The sequence below is a fragment of the Geomonas silvestris genome (assembly GCF_014193515.1).
GTDB classification, from domain to species: Bacteria; Desulfobacterota; Desulfuromonadia; order Geobacterales; family Geobacteraceae; genus Geomonas; species Geomonas silvestris.
Genome location: NZ_BLXX01000002.1, coordinates 118,983 through 142,009 on the forward strand (window position 1 = coordinate 118,983; position 23,027 = coordinate 142,009).

The following is a 23,027-nucleotide window of genomic DNA, read 5'->3' on the forward strand; positions in this document are numbered from 1 at the left end:
GCCTGACAGCTCATGGCTACCTTTCTAGGCGGCTTAGTCCTTAAAGCCGTACTCTTTCCAGCGGCGCGTTACCAGCGCCTCGACCGCGGCGTCCTGCCCCAGCCGTACCTTCTCCTCGCCGCCCTCGCCCGGCCACTTGGCCGTGGCGTCGACCCCCAGAAACTTGCCGTCCACCAGGAGGTCCCGGGAGAGCCGCACCTCGTTGAGCGCACGCCACAGCCCGTAGGAGAGCGAAAGCGGAGCCGCCTCGGCATCGACGACCACCAAAAGCCGGCTGGCGCGCAGCCACCCCGTTTCGTGCAGCCGCTCGAGCACCCGGCGCCCCTGACCTGCGGCGCGCTTCTCTATGGCGACCACGGTACAGCCGTGGAAGATCCCCTCCAGGGGCTGCACAAGGTCGACGATCTCCGGGCACAGGCGCCGGCTCAGCGGCAAGAGGAGCCTCTGCGCGGCGAGGGCAAGCCAGCAGTCTTCCATGGGGGGCCTTCCCACCACGGTGGCCAGGCAGACCGGGCTGGCGCGGTGGGTGATACAGCTCACCCGGACGACCGGGACCTGCTCCCCGGGATGGTAGCTCCCGGTGTGGTTGCCGAAGGGTCCCTCGTCGCGCAGCTCGCCCGGTTCGATCACCCCTTCGATCACCAGCTCGGCGTCCGCCGGCACCAGGAGCTCCGAGGTCTTGCAGCGCACCAGCGGCACCGATTCCCCCCTTAAGTACCCGGCCAGGGAGAGCTCGTCCAGGGTCTGCGGCAAGGGGAGCGCGGCCGCCAGGGTGAGCACCGGGTCGCCGCCCAGCGCGATCGCCACCGGCATCGCACGTCCCGCGGCCTGGTACTTCCGGTAGTGGGCGTGCGCGCCGCTTCCCGGCTTCCAGCGGATCCCGGCGCAGCGGGGGTCGAAGAGCCGGACCCGGTACATGCCGAGGTTGTAGGCACCGGTCTCCGGGTCCCGGGTAACCACCAGGGGGAGCGTGATGAAGCGCCCGCCATCTTCAGGCCAGCTCTTGAGAAAGGGGAAAGAGAACAGGTCGGGCGGCTCTTGCTGCACGTCCTGGCACGGGGCACGTTCCACGATTCGCGGGGGCAAGACCTCGGCGGGGCGGTCCAAAAGCCGCTCCATGCGCGCGCTCAGCTGGTCCAGGTGGTCCACCCCGAGCGCCGCGCTCAGGCGCACCGGCGAGCCGAACAGGTTGGTGACCAGGGGAAACCGGCTCCCCTTGACGCGGCTGAACCAGAGCGCCTTGCCGCCCCCCGGCTCCTTGCTCTGCCGGTCGGTGATGGCCGCCACCTCCAGCTCCGGGTCGACTTCCACCTCCACCCGATGCAGCTCCCCGAGGGGGGCCAGCCTGGCCAGAAAAGCGTGTACATCCCGATACGGCATGGGCACTCCGGAAAGATCCTTAACTGGGCGTTTTTATCACTTCCGTCAGGTGAAGACAACGTTTTTCTCGGCGCGCCGCCCGCCATCCGCCGCGGGGTCCCGGGACGCGGGGAGGAGGCGCGCCCGGAAGCCCGGACGGCGGCGCCGGAAATGTGGGAGTTCGCCAGCGCAACAACCGTTAAGAAGCGCTAAAATTTCTCCGGTGCGGGGCTGTGCAGCGCGGGCTGCAGGTACCAGACAAAGCACAGCTCATGTGCAGGAGCTGAACATCCGCTTCCCGAAAAGGATTTTCAGATCCTGGCCGGAGCGCCGGGATTATCCGTTATAACCTGGGCACTTGCAGATTTCATTGGCATAGCATTCGTTATGGCACCTTGCGTGTAATGAGAAAGGCGAACGAACCTCAAAGGGGGTCACCAATGAACAGCAACCAGCACACTCAGACCCGACGCGGCACCCGGTTGGCAGCAGCGGCGCTCTGCGCTTCCCTTTTCATCGCCGGCTGCGGCGGCGGTGGCGGCACCCCGGGCGCGGTGAACGGCGTGGTCCCCAACGTCACCCCCTTTGCCGGCAACTCCTACAACCTGACCAGCGACAACTACGGCATGGCGAGCCCCACCTACCTGGCAGCCAGCAGCTCGCCCCTCGGGGTGGTACTGCGCAGCGCCCTGGCCACCAGCCTTACCGATCCCGACTTCAAGACCGTCACCCGCATCGACATCCCTGCCGGTGTGCCCCCCCGCGGCAGCTACGCGCTGGGAAGCGCCGGCCCGGGAACGCCGGCCTTCCCGGGAGCGGTCTACTTCTTCAACGGCCACCAGTCCACCCTGTTGCGGACCGTGGGCGGCACCATCAGCTTCAGTTCCTTCGGCGCGAACCCCGGCGACCGGGTCACCGGCTCGTTCAGCGCGCTCGTCGAGGACGGTGCGGACAGCGCGACCCCCAAGGCGACCTACACCATCGCGGCGAGCTTCGACTTCCTGAACGAGACTTCCGGCGCCGTCCTGCCGGCCCCGGCAGCGGCGGGCGCCGCAGCACCGAGCTACGACGCCAAATGCGCCTCCTGCCACGCCTTGGGGAGCTACGACACCACTACCCAAGGCACCGCCTCCGATCTGGCCCTCAAGGGTGGGAAACTCACGGCTCAATTCGGCAGCGACCTCCCCAGCCACCAGGGCGTGACGCTCGCCCCGGGCGAACTGAGCGCGTTGAAGGTGATGTTGAACGCCTACTGAGCTTTCCGGCGCTAACCTGCGAGGCACCCGGCAGGTTAGCGCCCCCCCCCCCCGGCCCCCCGCCTCCTCCAGCCCCTCCCGAAAACCACCCCCTCGAATCGTCTCCCCCCCCGCTGCCGGGCCTGAAAGGGCGGAACAATTCCTGCACAAACTGCCCTCTCATTGGATTTTCGGCAGCCCACCGCTAACTCGCGGCTCGTAAGTCTTCGATTTCCGTAGGGCTCCAATCTCTCTCATTCACAGACGTTCCCATTTTTATTGGGAAATTGCCGTTATCTCTGTCAGTTTATTTGCCTGTGTAACACGGTGATTCGATCATCGTCTCATTGGTGAAATGGCCAATTTTCGGCCCGACAACTGCCGTAAATTGTCACCCCACGCTGCCGGACCGCGCGCTTTATTAAAGCGCGACGCCCTCCAGTTCATGGGTGAAAAATAATTTGCTCCCCAAAACGGTCAACCGCTTGAAATTGTAAGTTTTTGCAGGCGAACAGAAACCCTTTTCGCCAAGGAGGACGAGCAGAGCCCCCGCCACATAACGTCTAACTCCGATAAAGGCAAAACCGGAGCAATCCGGTGACGCAAAGCCACGGGTCCACCACCTACCTTCAGTGGGGGATAGCCGGGTTACCGAAGAGAGGAGTCAGGCAGCAGCAGCGATCGACCTCGCCCGAGGTCCGCACTGAAGACGCCCAGGCTCCGCCGCCTCGGGCGTTTTTCGTTTTCGTGCCCCGCAGGCGCCAGCAGCACCGAAGGAACTGACAGCGGCACTTTTTTGTTATGCATGAGACACCAAAAAGGAGGAAACAGATGAAACACCCCGCCCCCACCGGCCTCGGCAGTCTTGTCCGAGGCGGGTCCCTAGCCCTCGCGGCGCTGGCGGCCCTGGCTGCAGCCCCGCAGCAGGCCCACGCGGCACTTCCGGGCAGCGCCGGCAACACCATCGTCCGCAACACCATCACCGTCAACTACGCCGACGCCAAAGGGAACGCCCAGGCAGCGGTGAGCGCCACGGTCGACATCACGGTCACTACGGTGGCTGCCACCCCGACCGTGATCGCCCCCTCCTCGGGGAGCACCGACGGCACCGGCGCCGCCCTGCCCTACACCTTCCGGGTGCGCAGCAACTCGAACGGCCCGGGCTCCATCAGCTTCACCACCAGCGACGGCACCTTCACGAACATTGCTGCAGGGACGGCGCCGACCGTACCCACCAACATCTTCCTGGGCGCCACGGTGATCGATCCCAGCGAGACCAAGACCGGTTCCCAGGCCGTCGCGGTCAACGCCACCATCACCCTGGCCGTCCCCAACGACGGCGGGGTCCCCACGGCAAGCGGCACCAGCGGCGGCGCGGTGAACGACGGCGTCATCAACGGCCTCGTGGTGAACGACATCGTCTACGTGGGCGACAGCAGCTCCAGCAACTTCTTCGGCCCCTTCACGGTCACCGCGGTCAGCGACCCGGCCGCAGGAAACGGTGCCACCGCCGCTCCCGGCAGCATCACCCTGAAGAACACCTCCAGCGCCTCCATCTCCTTCACCCCGGCCGCCGGGGTGCAGATCGTCGAGGCCAAGGACGTGACGCTCACCGTCACCCAGGGGCAGATCCCGATCGCCACCGCCCAGAACCCCGCCAGCTGGGTCACCACCCTGAGCGCCACCATGGGCGCGGCAGCGGCCGGCACCGGCACGGTCACCACCAACGCCCACGCCGGCAAACTTTCCATCGTGAAGTACGTGCGCAACGTGACCACCCCCGTGGCCGGCACCGGGACCCAGCTGAGCCCGGCGGTCACCGTGAACGGGGTTTCCTCGAACCTCTTCTACCCGGCCGGCGTGGTCGGCAAGCCGGGCGAGATGCTCGAGTACCTGGCGGTGGTCACCGACGCCGGCACCGGAACCTCCACCGCGGTCAGCGCCACCGACGTGGTACCGACCTACGCCGCGCTGGTTGCCGGCGTAAGCTACGGCAGCAGCACGGCGGGGAGCATCTTCGCCAAGGCGAAGCTCGGCACCGGCACCGAATACGACCTCAAGACCGACGGAACCGGCGGCGACACCAGCACCGCCAACGGCAAAACCACCGGAGTCTCCCCGGCGCCGGTAACCATGAACTTCTTCATCGGCGCCGGTGCCACGAGCAGCGCCGGCGGCAGCCTGACCCCCGGCCAGGCCGCCTACCTGATCTACCAGGTGAAAATCCAGTAACGTACCGCGGCGCCCGGGCGCCCAAAGCAGCAGGATCGGCCCAGCGCCGGCGAACCACGGGACGCTTTAGCGGTCCCAAAGGAGACGAACATGAACAGATCACTCATCGGCAGCACCCTCTTGCTGGCAGCCCTTATGCTTCCCGCGGTCGCCTTCGCCAAACCGCAGGTCACCATCGGCGTGACGGCGGAGAAGGAAATCACCGTGGTGAACCAGGGGAAAAAGAGCGTGAAGCTGGTCCCCGCCACCAAGATCACCCCCAACGAGGTGATCGTCTACACCGTGCACTACGCGAACAAGGGTGACGAGACCGCCACCAACGCGGTGATCGAGGATCCGATCCCCAAGGGGACCGTGTACCTCGCCGACGGCAGCGCGTCCGCCCCCGAGCCGGAGTTCTCCATCGACCACGGCAAGAGCTACAACAAGGCGACCCTCCTGAGCTACGAGATGAAGCTCCCCAGCGGCAAGGCCGAGCGCCGCCAGGCCACCAGCTCCGACTACACCAACATCCGCTGGACCATCAAGGAGATCCCCGCCGGTTCCAGCGGGAAGCTTAAGTTCCGCGTCAAGGTGAAGTAACCCGAAAAAGCAGTACCCCCGCCGGAACCGGGGCAGCACCGGCCGGCGGGCTTTTTGAGCAGCGACCCTAAGCAGTACCTGCAGCACCTTGCTATGCATTTTTTTCGGCACTACAAAAAGGAGACAACTGTGAAAAGAATCCTCAACCTCTGCGCTGCCGGCGCACTGGCGCTGGTCGCACTGGCCCCCTGCTCGGCCCACGCGGCGGGGACCCAGGGATCCGCGGCCAACGCGAAGATCCTCAACGTAGTCACCGTGACCTACTACGACGCCACCGGCAGCAACGTGCACCAGGCGGCCACCTCCACCAGCGTCCTGGTGGCCCTGAAGCCCACCCAGCTTACCGCCACCGTGGTGAACCCGTTCCCCAACGTCGACTCCGGCACCACCACCACCTCGCTCATCGCGCTGACCTCCAACGCGAACGGCCCGGACACCTACAAGGCGACCTGGGCGAGCTCGACCCAGTACCTGGTCACCCCGACCGGCATCACCGGCACCATCCTCACCGACGTAACCGGCGGGAGCTCCACGAGCTACACCTCCGGCGCCGACCTCGCCCTGGGCGCCACCTCGATCGTTTCGGTACAGCCCGCCGCGGGGGGGAGCCAGGTGATCAACATCCCGGCCGGCTCGCTGAACGGCATCGTCCCCGGGAGCGTCGTGGTGATCAACGATACCTCCTACAAGGTGACCGCCACCAGCGCCGGCACCCAGGCCGGCTACACCCAGACCGGCGTCTCCACCACCACCGGCACCGCCACCGCCGAGGTGCTGGGCAGCATCACCATCACCACCGACACCCACGGCTCGAACGTCGCCCCGAGCCTCGCCGGCTCGCTGGCCGGCATGATCGTTGGAGAGCGCAAGTACCTGCAGCTCCAGGACACCGCCGTGGTCTCCTCCAACACCAACAACGGCGTGGACACCGTAAGTATCGTGACCGACACCAAGACCGGCGGCTACGCGACCAGCGCCCTCAACGACACGGCCACCTTCTTCTTCGTCTCGGTCAGCATCGAGAAGACCGTAGCCAACGTGACCTCCCCCGGTGCCAGCGGCGGGAAGCCGGGCGAGGTGCTGGAGTACACGGTAACCGTGCGCAACGCCTCCTCGGGTAACGCCGGCAAGGTCTCCATCGCCGACGCGGTCCCCAGCTACACCACCCTGGTCTCCGGCCCGGGCGCCTACGGCACCGGCACCGGCAACCTCACCCCGAGCGCCAGCGACAAGTTCGCCGTGGTAAGCGACGGCACCAACAGCGTCGACATCACCCTGAACCCCAGCGACAGCGAAAGCCAGACGGTTGTGGTCGGTTACGGCGGCACCCAGAACAACGCCGCGGTCGCCGGAACCCCGATCACCTTCTTCCTCGGGTCCGGCTCCAGCAGCACCCTGGGCGGCACCGTCGCCGCCTCCAAGACCTACACCATCAAGTACCAGGTGAAGATCAACTAGTACCCCGGATCGTCCCGCCTCCCGCCGGTACCGCTGCGCCGGCAGGAGGCCCGGGCGATCCCGGTCTATGGGCACGCTGCCGTGCCGTGGCCCACCTCGACGCACCACGTAGCACCGTAGGACCCGTAACACCGTAGAACCCGCAGCACCGCAGGACCTTTTATTTTTTTATGCAATGCAGTACCAAAGGAGAGCATATGAAACCGCTGAGAGCAGGGCTTACCCTGCTTTGCCTGGCGGCCCTCGGCCTGGCCACCCCCTCGGGGAGCGCCTTCGCCAACACGGCTGCCAACACCCAGATCGTCAACTCCGCGAAGCTTACCTACGCGGGGGGGTCCGCCGCGGCGACCGTCGTGGTCTCCGTCGCGCTGGTCCCCTCGACCCCCAACGTCAACATCACCTACGGCAACGCCGCCTACACCGGCCCGAACACCCCGGCCATCGCCACCTCGGTGACCATCACCGCCACCGCCAACGGTCCGGCGAGCTACACGGTCACCCCGGCGGTGGGAGCCACCTCTAACGTCGCCGCCGCGAGCCCGGCCTCGGTGAACGCCCCGACCCCCAGCGTGACCGTGGGGGCGAGCGTCACCACCGGCACGAGCGGCACCACCTTCGTCACCGTACCCGCCGGCATCGCCTCGGGAAGCGGCAGCGCGGTGAACGGTATCGGCACCTCCTCCACCATCATCTTCACGGTGAACGGGACGAGCTACACCCGCCAGGTAACCGGCACCGCCGACAACGGCAACGGCACCTTCACCATCAACTGGGCGACCCCGATCCCGGCAGCCGACGTGCCGCAGGCCGGCGTCCTGGTAGCCGAGCAGAAGAGCGTGCCGGTGAACGTCCTCCCCGGTAGCGTGCTCGCCCCGGGGACCAACATCACCGTGATGGTCTCGGCCACCGTGAGCACCCCGGGCGCCGGCGACAAGACCGTAACGACCGCCACCCCGAACACCTGGACCACCCCCTCGCCCAACGTCTCGCTCGTGAAGTACGTGCGCAACGTGACTACCGGGGTCGCAGGGACCGGCGCCTACAGCGCCACCATCAACACCAAGACCAGCAGCTACTACACCGCGGGAGTAACCGGGAAGCCGGGCGACGTCCTCGAGTACCTGATCGTCGCGAGCAACACCGGCTCGACCGACCTCAACTCGAGCGCCATCTCGGACCTGGTCCCGACCGCCTACGTGAACCTGGTCAGCGCCCCGGGCCCCTACGGCGGCAACGAGGTCTTCTACATCGACCCGAGCAACACCGGCGTCAGCATCTCCGCCGCAGCGCTCGGCGCCAACCAGGCGAGCTGGGTTCCGGCCAACAACCCGAACCTGGTGGTCAACGTCGGCACCGGTGCCAGCAACACGGCAGCGGGGGCGATCCCGGCTCAAAAGAGCGTGTCCATCGCCTACCAGGTCACCATCAAGTAGGCAGGCCGCTCGCGTAGATGACCGTCGCCACGTTTCTTAAGCTCTCCCGAAGGCTCCCCGGCTCCAGGGCCGGGGAGCCCGAGGAGTGCCCGGCGCGCGCCGCATGCGCTCCGGGCTCCACGGCCCCCGTGCGCCGTGTAGGGAGAGTTGCGTCCGCGGCGCGTCAGGCCTTCCTTTTCCTGGCAGCGTGCCTCTTCTTCCTGCTGCCGGCCTCCCCCGCGGGGGCCTCGGTGCAGGGGGACCTGATCGTGAACCGTGCAAGCCTCGAGGTGGAAGGGGTCACCCAGGCCACCAGCTCGGTCACCGTCTCGGTGGTCCAGCGCACCAGTTCCACCATAGAGTTCCTGAAGTACGCCGCGCCGCTTGCCGACGGGAGCCTGATCCCCGGGGCCGCGCCGGTGAACGTCGACACCAGCCACTACCGCACCGGGAGCTCCAGCTCCTCCCCGTTCGCGGCGCTCCCTGCCCCGACCCCGTTGGGCGCCGGCGCGCCCCTGTCGCTTTTAAGCCCGCTGCCGCTCATCGCCGCCACCGCCTACCACGCCGGCGAGCCGGTCTTCATCCGGGTCACCGACCTCGACCAGAACCTGGACCACGGCGTGCGCGAGACCATCACCACAACCATCGTGAACACCGCGACCGGCGAAACCGAGGTGCTCAGGCTCACCGAGACCGGCCCGGACACCGGGGTCTTCGTGGGGTATATCCCCTCCCAGGACGGCAGCGGCGCAAGCTCCACCGGCTCCTACAACGGGGTGATCCCGGTCACCCAGGGGAACCCGCTCACCGCGCACTACGTGGACCAGGTGGACAGCTCCGACTCCTCCACCACCTCGGTCATCGTCGACCCGCTCGGTATCGTCTTCAACAGCTCAACCGGTGCCCCCATCGACGGGGCCACCGTGACCCTGTGGGACGTGGCCCGCAACCGTGCCGCCACCGTCTTCGGCGACAACGGGGTGAGCAGCTTCCCCTCCACCGTGGTCACCGGCTCGGTCCCCAAGGACTCCACCGGCCGGGCCTACGCCTTCCCGCCGGGCGGCTTCCGCTTCCCGTTCATCGAGCCGGGGACCTACCAGCTGCGGGTCGTTCCCCCCGCCAGCTTGAGCGTCCCCTCGGCGACGAGCGACGCGGCACTCGCCCAGCTCTCCGGCGGGCCGTTCCTGATCGCCACCGGCTCGCGCGGCGAGACCTTCACCGTGAACCCGGGGCCCGCGCTCAGGATCGACATCCCGGCCGACCCGGTCTCCGGGAGGCTCTGGCTGCAGAAGGCCGCCACCAAGTCCCAGGTCTCGGCGGGGGATTTCCTCCCCTACCAGATCAACGTCCAGAATAACGACCAGACGCTTCCGGCGAGCGCCATCGAGGTGACCGACCGCCTGCCGCTCGGCTTCCGCTACCGTAAGGGTTCAACGAAGTTAAACGGCCTCTCCCTTGCCGACCCGACCACCTCGGCGGACGGGCGCACCCTGGTCTTCGCCGTGGGCGACCTGGCCCCCAAAGGGACCGCGAGCCTATCCTACGTGGTCGAGGTCTCCGCAGGCGCCAGGCTCGGAACCGCCAACAACACCGCCGTCGCGCAGAGCGCCGGGGTGAGCTCGAACACGGCGACCGCGCAGGTCGAGGTCCGCTCCGACTTTTTGACCAGCCGCAGCCTGATCCTCGGCCGGGTCTACGCCGGGAGCTGCTCCGAAGAGGCACAAGGCGCCGAGCAGGGGGTCGCCGGGGTGCGCATCTACCTCGAGGACGGCAGCTTCGTGGACACCGACAGGAAGGGGATGTTCCACTTCGAAGGGGTGACCCCGACCCCCCACGTGGTGCAGCTCGACCTCGACTCGCTCCCCGCAGGTTACGTGGCGCTCCCCTGCGAGGCGAACAGCCGCTTCGCCGGCCGCGCCTACTCGCAGTTCGTCGAACCGCAGGGGGGAACCCTGTGGCGGACCGACTTCCACGTCGCGAAAAAGAACGAGCGCGCCGCAGCCGGCGAGCACCTCCCCCCTGCCCCGCTCACCCCCGTCGAGGGTGCCGGCGGCGCCGACGGAGTCCGGGGTGCCGGCAGCGCGACCGAGACCGGCGACCAGCCCGGCTCCCAGGGCTCGTCGCACAGCTCACTGGGGAGCGTGCACCTCGACCTCTCCTCGACCCTCAAGGACGCTGCCGTCGAATACCTGGTGCGCATCTGGGGACCGGCAGGGGAACTCAAGAACCGCCGTCTCACCCTCACCCTGCCGCCGGGAGCCACCTACCTCACCGGCTCGAGCGAGCTCGACGGGGTAAAAGCGGGCGACCCGGCCCTGGACGGCCAGGAGATAAGCTTCCCGCTGGGGGACTCCCGTGAAGAGTGGGTGAAGCTGGTCCGGCTGCGCGCCGAGATCAAAGGCGCCGGTACCGGCGACCTCCTGACCCGCGCCAGGCTCTCCTTCGAGACCCAGGGGGGGAGCCAGTCCACCCCCGATGCGGAGAACGTGCTGCGCCGGGTGAGCGAGGCGGGGCGCCAGGCGATCCCTGACCTGGTGCTGCACCCGCACTTCCCGACCTTCGGGGCCGAGTTGAGCGACGAGGACCGCGCCCGTCTGGACGAGCTCGCCCTGCTCCTTTCGGTGCTCGACATCGAAAAGATCAGCGTGACCGGCCATACCGACAACGTGCGCATCGCGCCCAGAAGCCGGGAGATCTTCCGGGACAACAAGGCGCTCTCCCTGGGGCGCGCCTCCAGCGTCGGGCGCTACCTGATCCAGAAGCTGCACCTCCCCCCGGCGAAGCTCGAGCTCTTCGGCTTCGGCGAGACCCGGCCGGTGGCGAGCAACCTCTCCGCCGAGGGGCGTGCCGAGAACCGCAGGGTCGAGATCCGGGTGCAGGCGGGGCGCCTGTTCAAGAAGGAGCGCCTGGAGCTCGCCAAGGAGCGCGGCTCCCAGGACCTGGCACTGGTCCAGCCGCTCGTAGCCCCCAAGGCCGAGCCGGCTCCCGTACCGGCACCCGCCCGCGCCCAAGCCGCCGAGGCGACTCCGGAGAAGGATCGTGAGGGGGCCGAAGCGGGCCCGAAAATCAAGGAGGAGCCGGGGATCCTGAGCCCGGCAGCAGGAAGCGTCCTGATCCACCCGATCAACGGGGTCCGGGTCTGCCTGGTGGCGAGCCTCACCCCGCGCCTGCTGCTGGACGGCAAGGAGGTCTCCGCGGAGCGCATCGGCTTCACCATGAAGGACCCGCAGACCGGCAAGGCGATGTACAGCTACATCGGCGTCGACTTCGGGGGGGCCGGCGAGCACACCCTGACCATCGAGGGGGTCGATCCCTTCGGCAACCCGCGCTTCAGCAAGAGCGCCAAGGTGACCCGCTCCGGCGAGGTGGTCGGGATGAGGCTGCTCGACAACCGCGGCAACGTGGCCGACGGCAAGACCCCGGTGCGCCTGAAGCTGGAACTTCTGGACGGCGCCGGGCACCGGATCCCCGCGGCCGCCGACCTGGAGATCCTGGAAGGGGAACTCAAACCGTACCGCGCCGAGGGGGAAAAGCTCGAGGCGAAGAACGGCAAGTTCGAAAAGGTCCACCTGGACGCCCAGGGGAACGCCCTGTTCCAGCCCATCACGAAGACCGGCCTGTACCGCCTGGTGCTGGGGATCAACGGGGTGCGGCTCGAGGCGGAGACCTACCTGAAGCCGGTGATGCGTGACTGGATCCTGGTCGGTATCGCGGACGGCACCGTGGGGTACCACACCATCGCCGGGCACATGGAGAGCGTGAAGGACGCCGGCATCGACGACAAGTTCTACGACCAGGAGCGCGTGGCGTTCTTCGCCAAGGGGACCGTGAAGGGGGAGTGGCTGGTGACCGCCGCCTACGACTCCGCGAAGAGCCGCGGCGCCACCGGGAACGGCCTGTTCCAGAGCATCGACCCGAACACCTACTACACCCTCTACGGCGACGCGAGCCAGCAGCAGTACGACGCGGCAAGCACGAGGAAGCTCTACCTGAAGATCGAGCGCGACCAGTTCTACGCCCTCTTCGGCGACTTCGACACCGGGCTTACCGTGACCGAGCTCTCCCGCTACAGCAGGCGCCTGAACGGGGTGAAGACCGAGTACAACGGCAAGAACTTCGAGGTGAGCGCCTTCGGGAGCCAGACCGGGCAGTCCTACGTGAAGGACGAGATCCAGGGTGACGGCACCTCGGGGCTCTACCACCTCACCCGCAAGGGGATCGTGATCAACTCGGACAAGGTGCGCATCGAGGTGCGGGACCGCTTCCGCTCCGAGGTGCTCATCTCCAGCCGGCAGCTCTCCCGCTTCGCCGACTACTCGATCGACTACGATTCGGGGACCCTGCTCTTCAAGGAGCCGATCTACAGCCGCGACGACCAGTTCAACCCGATCTTCATCGTGGCCGAGTACGAGACCAACGACGCGAGCTCCAAGGCGATCACCGCCGGCGGGCGCGCCGGGGTGAAGCTTCTGAACGACCGGGTCAAGGCCGGGGTCTCCTTCATCCACGAAGGGCAGGTAAGCGGCCGCGGCGATGCCGTCGGCTTCGACACCACCGTGAAGCTCACCCCGCAGACCACCGTGAAGGCGGAAGTAGCGCACACCGAGACCAACTTCGGCACCTCGACCAGCGGCAACGCCTACCTGGCCGAGCTGGCGCAGCGCACCGGCAAGCTGGACTCCCGGGTCTACTACCGCGAGATCGAGACCGGCTTCGGCCTGGGGCAGCAGCAGGGGAGCGAGGTGGGGACCCGCAAGTTCGGGGTCGACGCCGGCTACAAGCTGACCGACACCATCTCGGGGAGCGCCCAGGCGAACCGGCAGTACAACCTCGCGACCGGGGCGACCTCCGAGCTCGCCGAAGGAAAGCTGAACTACCAGGGGGCGAACTACGGCGCCAGCGTCGGGCTGCGCCACGCCAGCGACCACCTGGGGGACGGCAGCACCCAGGATTCCGAGCAGCTGAGCCTGGGGGCCTCCTACCTGACGCTCAACAAGCGGCTCACCCTGCGGGCGAACCGCGACCAGTCCATCGCGGGGAACAACAACGCGAGCTACCCGACCCGCACCGCGCTGGGCGCCGAATACAAGCTCACCGAACGGGCGAGCGTCTTCGCCCAGCAGGAGTTCACCGAGGGGAACAACGAGCGCAGCAACGCGACCCGCGGCGGGGTGAAGCTCTCCCCCTGGGAGGGGAGTTCGGTGAACAGCTCGCTGGAGCGCAACCTCTCGGAGAGCGCCGACCGGGTCTTCGCCCTCTTCGGGATCAAGCAGACCCTGAAGCTGACCGAGCGCTGGAGCATGGACGCCGGCCTGGAGCGCAGCCAGACCCTGAGAAACGCCTACCGCTTCAACCTGAACACCCCGCCGGTCTCCGGCAGCAGCGAGGACTTCACCGCGGTCTCTTTGGGGGCCGAATACCGGGAGAGCCTCTGGACCTGGAACGGCCGGGTGGAGATGCGCACCGCGGCGTCGCAGGACAAGTGGGGGGTGGTGAGCTCGGTGCTGGGCGAGGTGCGCGAGGGGATAGGCGCCTCGGCCCGCCTGCAGCTCTTCGATACCATCGGCTCCGGCCAGCGCACCCTGAGCGGCGACCTGCGCTTCGGCCTGGTCTACCGCCCCTTCACCACCCGCTGGATCGTCCTGGACCGCCTGGACTTCCTGGTGGACCGCGCAACCGGCGGGAGCGGCTCCACGGACAACCGCCGCGTCATGAACAACCTGAGCCTCAACTACAAGCCGGGCCGCAAGCTGCAGCTCTCTCTGCAGTACGGCGCCAAGTACGTCCTGGAGAGCATCGACGGCGCCGACTACAGCGGGTTCACCGACCTCATGGGGTTCGAGGGGCGCTACGACATCACCAAGAAGTGGGACCTGGGGGCCCGGGGAACCCTGCTGCACGGCTGGGAGAGCCGGCAGCTCGCCTCAAGCGCCGGGCTCTCGGTGGGGTACAACCTGGTGGAGAACGCCTGGCTGAGCCTCGGGTACAACTTCACCGGCTTCACCGACAAGGACTTCTCCCAGGCCGACTACACCGCCCAGGGCCCCTACCTCCGCTTCCGCTTCAAGTTCGACCAGAACTCGGTGAAGGACGCGGTGAAGTGGCTGAACCAGTAACGGGAAGCCCGCCGTAGCTGAGAGGCCCGGCGGAAGGGAGAGCTGCAGATCCCTTATCTGCCTTATCAGTCCCATCGGTCCGACCAGGATCGGTCCCATAACAAAAGGCTTAAACGAAATTTCCGGGGTACAGCCCCTCCCTCGACGGGAGGGGGCCGGGGGATGGGTGAAGCCGCCATCAGCAATGATGTGGCACCTTCCCCCTCACCCTGTCCCGCAAGGGGAGAGGGGACCTCCGTTGAACAGCTCTCCCTGAGTCACTTGAAACACCTGAATCCGTGCCTCCCCCCCTGAAGTCACTGGATCCCCGCAAGCACCTAACAGAAGAGGGCCACATTCAACCGAATGTGGCCCTCTTTTTTGGTCCTTCGTGGTGGCACCGGCGGCCGCGCATCGCCTCAGCGCAGCATCACCTTGTAGTTGATGGTGAACCGCGCCCCGCTTGGGTTCATGGTGCCGGCCATGGGGATCTGCCAGTTAGTCACCAGCCCGTCGTAACCGGCCGGTGCGCCGCCGGCGCCCGACGTGGGCACATACCCCCAGGTGGCGCCGCCGTCCTTCGAGTAGACCGGCGTCCCCAGGGTGAGCCCCGAAGCCGGGCTCCCCTCGGCGAACTGGAACGGGACCCCGACACCGTAGGCGTTGAGGCTCCAGTAGGAATAGGGGCTCAGGACGTCGGTCAAGACGACGCCGGTCGCATACCCGGAACTGGGGTTACTGATAACCTCGCTGTAGGTGATGAGCTGCCCGGGCGCCGCGGCGGTCGGCGTCACGGTCTTGGTGACCCCGAGGACCGGCGCCGGCGTGACGATGAGGGTCGCCGAGGCCGCGCTGCCGGTTCCCGCGTTCCCCGTCGTGATGGCGCCGGTAGTGTCCAGGTAGCTCCCCGCGCTCGCGCTGGTCACGTTGACGGTCACCGTGCAGCTCCCGTTGCCGGGGATGGTCGCGCCGGAGAGCGCCAGCGAGCTCCCGCCGTTTGCCGCCGCCACGCTGCCGCTGATGCAGGTGGTGGCCCCGGAGGCCGAGCCCGTGTTCACCAGCCCCGCGGGGTAGCTGTCGGAGAAGGCCGCCCCGGTTATCGCGATGCTGTTGGGGTTACCGAGGCTCACCGTAAGCTGCGTTACGTTGTTGAGCAGGATCAGCGCCGGGTTGAAGCTGACGCTCGCGCTCGGTGGCTGCAGCACGTTGAGGGTCGCCGAGGCGGCACTCCCCGTGCCGGCATTGCCGGTGGTGATGGTCCCGGTGCTGCTCAGGTAGCTCCCCGCGGCTGCCGCGGTCACGGTGACGGTCACCGTGCAGCTGCCGTTGGCGGGGATGCTGGCCCCGGAGAGCGCGAGCGAACTCCCGTTGTCGGCGGCAACTACCGTCGCGCCGTTGCAGGTGGTGGCGGCTCCGGCACTCGCCGCGTTGACAAGCCCCGTGGGGTAAGTGTCGGTGAAGGCCGCGCCCGTGATGGCCACGGAGTTCGGGTTGTTCAGGGTCACCTTGAGGAGCGAGCTGCCGCCTACCCCGATCTGGTTCGGCGTGAAGGCGAGGACCGCGCTCGGGGAGGTCATGGGGGCGACCGTCAGTACCCCGCTCGCCGTCGCCGAGGTCTGCGCGTTGGAGCTCGTCACCGTGGAGGTGGTGTTGGTGTAGGTCCCTATGGTGGGGGCGGAGACCCCGACCGCCAGGGTGCAGCTGCCGCCGGCCGGGATACTGCCGCCGGTAAGCGAGAAGGAGTACTTGTTGGCGGCGATCACCGCCGTGCCGCCGCAGCTGTTACTGAGGGTGCCCCCCGTCGCCACCACCATCTGCCCCGGCGAGGTCGGGAAGCTGTCCGAGATGGCCACGCCGGTGAGGGCGCTGGACCCGGGGTTGCTGAGGGTGACGCTTAAGGTCGCGGTGCCGTTCACCACCACCTGGTTGGGGGTGAAGCTCTTCTGTACGGTGGGGGCGGGCAAAAGCGTGGTGGTCAGGGTGGCGCCCGCTGCCGCGGCGCTCCCCGCGTTGCCGGTCGTGACCGTGCCGGTGGAGTTCGGGTAGCTCCCCGCCGCGGCGCTGGTGACCCTGACGGTCACGGTGCAGGAACCGTTGGCCGGGATGGTGGCCCCGGAAAGGGTGAGGAGGTCGTCGCCGTCCGCGGCAGCCACCGTCGCCCCGCTGCAGGTGGTGCTCACCGAGGAGGGGGTGAGGTTCACGAGCCCCGCGGGGTAGTTGTCGGTGAACGCGGCACCGCTGATGGCGGTCGAGTTCGGGTTACTGAGGGTCACGGTCATGAGCAAGCCGGTGTTCACCAGGACCGAGGCCGGGGCAAAGCTGAGGGCGACGCTCGGGGCGCTCAGGACGGCGAGGGTGGCGCTCGCTGCCGCGGCGGTTTCGGCATTGCCGCTGGCCACCGCCCCGGTCGAGTTGAGGTAGCTCCCCGCACTCGCACTCGTCACGTTGACGGTGACCGTGCAGCTGCTGCTCGCCGGGATGCTGGCGCCCGAGAGGGAGAGCGAGCTCCCGCCGTTTGCCGCCGTCACCGTGCCGCCCGGGCAGCTGGTGGCGCCCCCGGCCGCCGCGGCATTGACGAGCCCCGAGGGGTAGCTGTCGCTTAAAGAGACCCCGGTCACCGTGGTGGCGCTGTTGTTGGTGAGCGTGATGGTCTGCAGCGAGTTCGAGTTGACCGGGACCTGCGCCGGGGTGAACGACTTCACCACCGTGGGTGCGGCGAGCCGGGTGGTGGTGAGGGTCGCGCTTGCCGTCGCGGCGCTCCCCGCGTTCGCGGTTCCGATCGGCCCGGTGGAGTTGAGGTAGCTCCCGGCAGTCGCCGAGCTGACGTTGACCGTGACGCTGCAGGTCCCCCCAGCCGGGATGCTGGCTCCCGAGAGTGCCAGGGAAGTGCCGCCGTTGGTCGCGCTCACGGTCCCCCCGCTGCAGCTGGTCGCGGCGGCGGCACTCGCCGTGTTCACCAGGTTCGCCGGGTAGCTGTCGCTGAAGGAGACCCCGGTGATGGCGGTGCTGGTGTTCGGGTTGCTGAGCGTGACGGTGAGCTGGGAGGTGCTGTTCACCAAGAGTGAGGCGGGCGAAAAGCTCATGGTTGCCACAGGGGGAGCCATCACCAGGAGGGTTCCGCTCGCCGCGGCCGCGCTCCCCGCGTTGCCGGTGGTCACGGTCTCGGTGGAATCGGTGTAGTTGCCGGCTGCCGTCGGGGTTAGGTTCACCGTGACCGTGCAGCTCCCGTTGGCCGGGATGCTGCCGCCTGCCAGGGAGAGCGAGCTGCCGCCGTTAACCGCGGTCACCGTACCGCCGCAGGTCGTACTCCCCGAGGCGCTCGCCGCGTTGACCAGGCCGGAGGGGTAGCTGTCGGTGAAGGCGACCCCGGTGACCGCCACCGCGTTGGGGTTACTGAGGGTCACGCTCAGCTGGGAGTTCGAGCCAAGGACGATGCTCGCCGGGGTGAAGGCGAGGGCCACGGTGGGGGGCTGCGGTCCGTTCAAAGAGGCGGTTGCCGCCGCGCCGGTTCCCGCGTTACTGCTGCTGATCGGCCCGGTGCTGTCGGTGAAGGCGCCGGTTGCCGTGACGGTCACGTTGATGGTGACGGTGCAGGAGCCGCCGGCCGGGATGGTGGCGCCGGAAAGGGCGAGCGAGCTGCCGTTGTTGGCCGCGGTTACCGTACCGCCGCAGCTGCTGGTTCCCGACGCCGAGGCGGTGTTCACCAGGTTCGCGGGATAGCTGTCGGTGAAGGCAGCCCCGGTGATGGCCACCGTGTTCGGGTTCGAGAGGGTCACCTTGAGCTGCGAGACCCCTCCGATACCGATACTGCTCGGGGTGAAAAGGAGCGCGGCGGTCGGGGGGGCCATGACGGTGAGTGTTGCCGAGGCCGCCGTCGCGGTCCCGGCGTTTATGGTAGAGACGGGTCCGGTCGAGTTGGCGTAGACGCCGGCAGAGGCCGAGGTGGTGGTCACCGTGACGGTACAGCTGCCGCTTGCCGGGATGATGGCCCCGGTGAGCGACAGCGAGTTGCCGTTGTCGGCGGCGACGACGGTGCCGCCGGTGCAGGTGGTACTTTCCGCGGCGTTGGCCGCGTTCACCAGCCCGGCAGTGTAGGTATCCGTGAAGGAGACCCCGGTGATGGCGGTCGTGTTCGGGTTGCTGAGCGTCACCTTGTAGACCGAGCCCGCGCCGGGAAGTACCGTGGCCGGGGTGTAGCTCGCGCTCACCGTGGGGGGCTGCAGCACCGTGAGGGTGGCCGAGGCGGAGCTGCCGGTCCCGGCGTTGCCGGTAGTGACCGTCCCGGAGGGGTCGCTGTAACTCCCCGCGGCTGCCGAGGTGACGTTGACCGTGACTGTGCAGCTGCCGTTCGCCGGGATGGTGGCACCCGAAAGCGACAGCGAGTTGCCGCCGTCGGCCGCCGTCACCGTCCCGCCGGTGCAGGTGGTGCTCTCCGAGGCGTTGGCCGTGTTGAGCAGCCCCGCGGTGTAGGTATCGCTGAAGGCGGCGCCGGTGATGGGGGCCGCGTTGGGGTTCGTGATGGTGATGGTCGCCACCGAGGTGCCGTTCACCCCGATCTGGTTCGGCGTGAAGCTCTTGGTGATGGTGGGGGGAGCCATCGCCACCAGGGTCCCGGAAGCAGCGGCACCGGTCCCTACGTTGGTTGTCGTGATCGACCCGGTCGAGTTGAGGTAGGACCCTGCCGTGTTGCTCGTGGTGTTGACGGTGACGGTGCAGCTCCCGTTCGCCGGAATGGTGCCGCCGGTCAGTTTCAGCGAGGTGCCGCCGTTGGCCGCGGTCACCGTGCCGCCGCAGGTGGTGGCGCGCGCCGCCGAGGCGGTGTTGACCAGGTTCGTGGGGTAGTTGTCGGTGAAGGCGACCCCGGTCGCGGCGACGTTGTTCGGGTTATTGAGGGTCACGGTGAGCAGCGAGGTGCTGCCGCGCGGCACCGAGGCCGGCGTGAAGGTCTTGGTCGCCACCGGCGGGGCGTAGACCGTGATGGTGGAGCTGGCGCTGTCGTTGTTCGGATAGTAGTCGGTGACGGCACCCGGCTTGACCATGGTCGCGGTGTTGGTGAGCTGGCCGCCGGGCGGCGCCGCGTTCACCGTGGCGTTCAGGGTGTAGAGTACCCCGCCGTTTTTAGGGAGGTTCGCCGTACTGTTCAGGTTCCCGGTCCCCGAGGTGGCAGCGCAACTGGTCCCCGCCGGCGAGCCGCTTAGTACCGAGCAGGTCCAGTTCCCCGGGGTGAGGTAGGAGGGCATGGTGTCCTGCACCCCTACCCCGGTCGCCGTGATGGCGTTGGGGCCGTAGTTGCGCACGTTCAGCTGGTACTGGAAGGAGCCCCCCACCAGTGCGCTCGTGATCGCCGTGCTGGTGCCGGTGGCGACCGCGGTCTTGGTGACCCCCAGGTCGATCGAGGTGCTCTGGTTGATGGTGGTGATCAGGAGGTTCCTGATCTCGTGGTAGTTGGTGCTCGCCCCGGTGCTGGCCCCGAAGCCGACCTGGAGCTGCTGCGAGGCCGAGATGGCGGGGAGCGCCTGGTTGCTGATCATCTGCACCGGGGTGGTGTTGTAGCCGAACTGGATCCAGGCGTTGAGGACCGGGTTGGGGGCCGGCGAGATCGAGATGATCACCTTGCGGTAGTTGCTGCTGGTCTGCACCGGGCGGGTGGTCCCGCTGTAGCCGAGGGCGCCGTTATTCGAGGAGGTCGCGATCCAGGGGTAGGAGGTGCTCCCGGCGGTGGAGCCGGTGGCGCCCCCTCCGAAGCCGGCCACCGAACCGCGCACGGTCATGGTGTTGGCGGTCTGCCCCGGCCCCAGGTAGCGCCCTTCGGTGCCGGAGGCGAAGTTGCCGAACTCGTCGACCCCGATGCCGACGTAGCCGCCGCTCACCCCGGGGACCGCCGGGTTCACGGTCGGGGGGAGCTTCTGGGCGTAGCCCAGCGACCCGCCGAAGGCCCCGATGTTGAAGGCGGGGACCCCGGCGTCGAAGAGGAAGACCGAGTAGCCGTCCGCGCCGGTGCCGCCCCAGGTGGCGTAGTCGAACTGGACCAGGAGCCCCGAGGAGAGGTCGAAGGTGGTCGAGTTGGTGGCGTAGCCGGTCTGGTTGGTGGAGTTGCTGGTAAGGCGCAGCCAGCCGTCGCCGACCGCGTCGTCCCCGCCGGCGGTGTTGCCGGTTCCGGTGAGGCGCGCCGTGGTGGGGTTGCCGCCCAGGGTCCAGCCGGCGGCGTTATTGTCCGTCATCGGCGCGTTGATGATGATATAGCCGTAGGCAGAGGCGGAGAAGGCGAAACACAGGGCGAGTGCGAGCAGCCAGGCGAAGAGCGACCTGATCCGGCTGCTGCCAATGGTGTTGGCAAGCGGAGGTGTAACCAGAGACATTCTCATACTCATAGAACTTCAGTAGTGTGCATGTCGTTACACACCAGGTGAAACGAGGCAGACCACCGCTTGGACCTACGCGGTTCCGACAACGTCTGCGCAGTTAATCCGATTTGAAGCGCCTCTAGCTGATTAGAATGAGGAGCCGTGAAGATATCAGGAAAAGCACTGTGCTACAATCGAAAATTACTGTGACTCCAACAACTTTCCTCGATACAGCTTGCAATGGATGAACTACAGGCATCCTCGCTGGATTTCCTGTCCTGCTTCAGAAACGGCCGAGGGAATCTCGAAGAAAGAAGTACCCGGCAGTAAGCCCTGGCCCGCGCATCATTTGGGAGCCCCACCGGAAAAAAAACGGCACCCCTTGCAACTAATGCTTGCAATCCGTTTCGAAACTTGCTATACGTGTCCATCTGGTTGGCCCGCCAGACGAAGTACTCGCCGGAATGTAGCGCAGCCTGGTAGCGCACCTGCTTCGGGAGCAGGGGGTCGGAGGTTCGAATCCTCTCATTCCGACCATTACAAATCAAGGTCTTTGGAGAAATCCAAGGACCTTTTTGTTTATCTATTCCGGTCCATCCTGTCCTGTTCCGGTACCGGAGCTATCGCCCCACCTCGTTTAGCACGACCCATAGCAATTTTTTCTTTCTTCGAACCCTTGGACCTCCTGGCTAGTGCAGGGGTAATCCCTCCGGTTCTTCCGGTACGCCTCCGTTACACTTGCCCTACTTCCCATCACTAACCCATCGGAACGTTTTAAACATTCCTGCCTGGTTGCTGTAGCACGAAAAGAATTCCCCTACCTGCTTCCATGGTGATTACGAACACTGCCTCCGAAAGGTTAACGGTGCTAGAAAGGCGGGTAACTATCTCTTTTTGTTGCATACTGGCTCCTTCTGTGGCAGATAGTGGACAAAAAAACCCCCAATAGCCGATATGGACAAAGGGGCTGGAAACCGCAACTACCTTTATATAAAATTTGTGCACCGCCCCGGCGCTCTCCCCCTCTTTCACCTGTCACCGTGGAACTGATACCTCGAGGTCAGAACAAGGCAAAGGGCCACGCATGACACAGGTTCAGGCCAGCACTGTCATAGCTTACGGCCTTGAACACATAGGAGGGTGCAAGTCTTTCGTCTCAAACACCAATCCTCGGACCTTCTGTCCATCCGCCACAGTCGAAATGCTGCTCTCCTTGTGTCGACATTCCTTACAAAGCATCATAAATCTTGTCGATTCTCCTTACACTCTACATTCTCTTTAACCATTGCCAGAGGATGCCCGGGCCTAGAAATTACTGAAAAATTGAGCACTTCGAAAACACCCTATTCTTGGCACAAAGAGTGCTCAATCTTTAACACCAATATCTTTCTGCAGGACCAAACGCAGCTCAGGGAGAAAAAAATGAAAAAATTCGTTGCGGTGCTGGTTGGCGGCATGGTGTTTGGATTGGCCGGAATGGCTTCCGCCTATACCCTTAACTACAACTACCAACTTGACGGAAACGGTGGCATGACCTCTCCGTACGCGTCGGTCTTGGTGGAAACGTTCGACGCAGGCGACACTTTAAATCTGACCTTATCAGGCGATTTCAACATCGTTCAAGGTAACGCGTCAGGCCTGCATGCCGCACCTACGGGTCCCAGCGGGCAAGACCAGACTAATTACCTGACCGTCCCCAATGCTCGGAGTACTGGTTCCACCTTTGCAACTGGATTTGGCACTGCGAATTATCTTGGCCTCTGGTGGGGTTCCATAGATGTCTATAACACATTTAACTTCTACAATAACAACGTCTTGGTGCAGTCCTTCACCGGATCCCAAGTTTCAACCTTGGCAAACGGCAGTTGGACAAACCCAGCAACTAACAAATACGTGAACATCCTCGACCTGCCGGATTTCGACAAAATCGAGTTCGTCAGCACTCAGTATGCCTTTGAAACTGACAATATCGCTGTAGGCACCGTTGTGCCCGAACCGGGCACCATGATGCTTTTGGGCGCCGGCTTCCTCGGCCTCGCCATCTTCGTCAAGCGCCGTAAATCTGCCTGATAGCGAGCCTGGTAGCGCACCTGCTTCGGGAGCAGGGGGGGAGTTTCGAATCCTCTCATTCCGACCATTTTAAAGCAAAGGCCCCTGGAGAGACCCAGGGGCCTTTTTCGTTTTGAGTTGCAACACCCCTGCCACTTGGGGCACGCCTTTCCTTGCTCATCAGCAAGGAACGCGCCACGTCCCTCCCCCATCGCCGCCCGGGCTGCCATATTCCCGAGTCTGTCCTTCCAAGAGACGCCA

The 23,027-nt window shown here is 66.3% G+C and carries 9 protein-coding genes, 1 tRNA gene and 1 riboswitch; of the genes, 8 read left to right on the top strand and 2 right to left on the bottom strand.

Translation table 11 applies throughout. From position 1 onward, the window contains the following. Positions 1 to 33: 33 nt before the first annotated feature. A complete protein-coding gene (locus GMST_RS04145) occupies positions 34 to 1,380 on the bottom strand; it encodes a UbiD family decarboxylase (protein ID WP_183353368.1) in 1,347 nt (448 codons plus the stop codon). Positions 1,381 to 1,799: 419 nt separating this feature from the next. Between GMST_RS04145 and GMST_RS04150 the strand changes: the two genes are divergently transcribed. The 6 genes from GMST_RS04150 to GMST_RS04175 all read left to right on the top strand — a co-directional run bounded on the left by GMST_RS04150 (position 1,800) and on the right by GMST_RS04175 (position 14,394). Beyond that, a complete protein-coding gene (locus GMST_RS04150) occupies positions 1,800 to 2,615 on the top strand; it encodes a hypothetical protein (protein ID WP_183353369.1) in 816 nt (271 codons plus the stop codon). 546 nt (positions 2,616 to 3,161) lie between these two features. After that, a riboswitch (cyclic di-GMP riboswitch) is annotated at positions 3,162 to 3,250 on the top strand. Between the two features lie 175 nt (positions 3,251 to 3,425). Then, a complete protein-coding gene (locus tag GMST_RS04155) occupies positions 3,426 to 4,826 on the top strand; it encodes a hypothetical protein (RefSeq protein WP_183353370.1) in 1,401 nt (466 codons plus the stop codon). Between the two features lie 90 nt (positions 4,827 to 4,916). Continuing rightward, positions 4,917 to 5,408 carry a DUF11 domain-containing protein gene (locus GMST_RS04160; protein WP_183353371.1) on the top strand — a complete coding sequence of 164 codons (492 nt, stop codon included), beginning with the start codon at positions 4,917 to 4,919 and terminating at the stop codon, positions 5,406 to 5,408. Between the two features lie 129 nt (positions 5,409 to 5,537). Further along, on the top strand, positions 5,538 to 6,866 hold the full coding sequence (locus GMST_RS04165) for an autotransporter outer membrane beta-barrel domain-containing protein (RefSeq protein ID WP_183353372.1): 1,329 nt from the start codon (positions 5,538 to 5,540) through the stop codon (positions 6,864 to 6,866). 197 nt (positions 6,867 to 7,063) lie between these two features. Next, the gene (locus GMST_RS04170) at positions 7,064 to 8,299 is read left to right on the top strand and encodes a hypothetical protein (RefSeq protein ID WP_183353373.1); all 1,236 of its coding nucleotides are present in this window, start codon (positions 7,064 to 7,066) and stop codon (positions 8,297 to 8,299) included. A 17-nt stretch (positions 8,300 to 8,316) separates the two neighbouring features. Further along, the gene (locus GMST_RS04175; RefSeq protein WP_183353374.1) at positions 8,317 to 14,394 is read left to right on the top strand and encodes an OmpA family protein; all 6,078 of its coding nucleotides are present in this window, start codon (positions 8,317 to 8,319) and stop codon (positions 14,392 to 14,394) included. A 398-nt stretch (positions 14,395 to 14,792) separates the two neighbouring features. Here GMST_RS04175 and GMST_RS04180 read toward each other — a convergent pair whose 3' ends face one another. After that, positions 14,793 to 20,732, bottom strand: coding sequence for a DUF7933 domain-containing protein (locus GMST_RS04180; protein WP_183353375.1), 5,940 nt, complete (start codon positions 20,730 to 20,732; stop codon positions 14,793 to 14,795). A gap of 445 nt (positions 20,733 to 21,177) precedes the next feature. Here GMST_RS04180 and GMST_RS04185 point away from each other — a divergent pair. Then, positions 21,178 to 21,254: transfer RNA gene (locus GMST_RS04185), tRNA-Pro, on the top strand. Between the two features lie 885 nt (positions 21,255 to 22,139). After that, the gene (locus GMST_RS04190) at positions 22,140 to 22,787 is read left to right on the top strand and encodes a PEP-CTERM sorting domain-containing protein (RefSeq protein ID WP_183353376.1); all 648 of its coding nucleotides are present in this window, start codon (positions 22,140 to 22,142) and stop codon (positions 22,785 to 22,787) included. Positions 22,788 to 23,027: the final 240 nt, after the last annotated feature.

Excerpts from the sequence above, each read along its gene's own strand:
- GMST_RS04145 (WP_183353368.1), bottom strand. The coding sequence starts at position 1,380 with ATGCCGTATCGGGATGTACACGCTTTTCTGGCCAGGCTGGCCCCCCTC.
- GMST_RS04150 (WP_183353369.1), top strand. The coding sequence starts at position 1,800 with ATGAACAGCAACCAGCACACTCAGACCCGACGCGGCACCCGGTTGGCA.
- GMST_RS04155 (WP_183353370.1), top strand. The coding sequence starts at position 3,426 with ATGAAACACCCCGCCCCCACCGGCCTCGGCAGTCTTGTCCGAGGCGGG.
- GMST_RS04160 (WP_183353371.1), top strand. The coding sequence starts at position 4,917 with ATGAACAGATCACTCATCGGCAGCACCCTCTTGCTGGCAGCCCTTATG.
- GMST_RS04170 (WP_183353373.1), top strand. The coding sequence starts at position 7,064 with ATGAAACCGCTGAGAGCAGGGCTTACCCTGCTTTGCCTGGCGGCCCTC.
- GMST_RS04175 (WP_183353374.1), top strand. The coding sequence starts at position 8,317 with ATGACCGTCGCCACGTTTCTTAAGCTCTCCCGAAGGCTCCCCGGCTCC.
- GMST_RS04180 (WP_183353375.1), bottom strand. The coding sequence starts at position 20,732 with ATGTCTCTGGTTACACCTCCGCTTGCCAACACCATTGGCAGCAGCCGG.
- GMST_RS04190 (WP_183353376.1), top strand. The coding sequence starts at position 22,140 with ATGAAAAAATTCGTTGCGGTGCTGGTTGGCGGCATGGTGTTTGGATTG.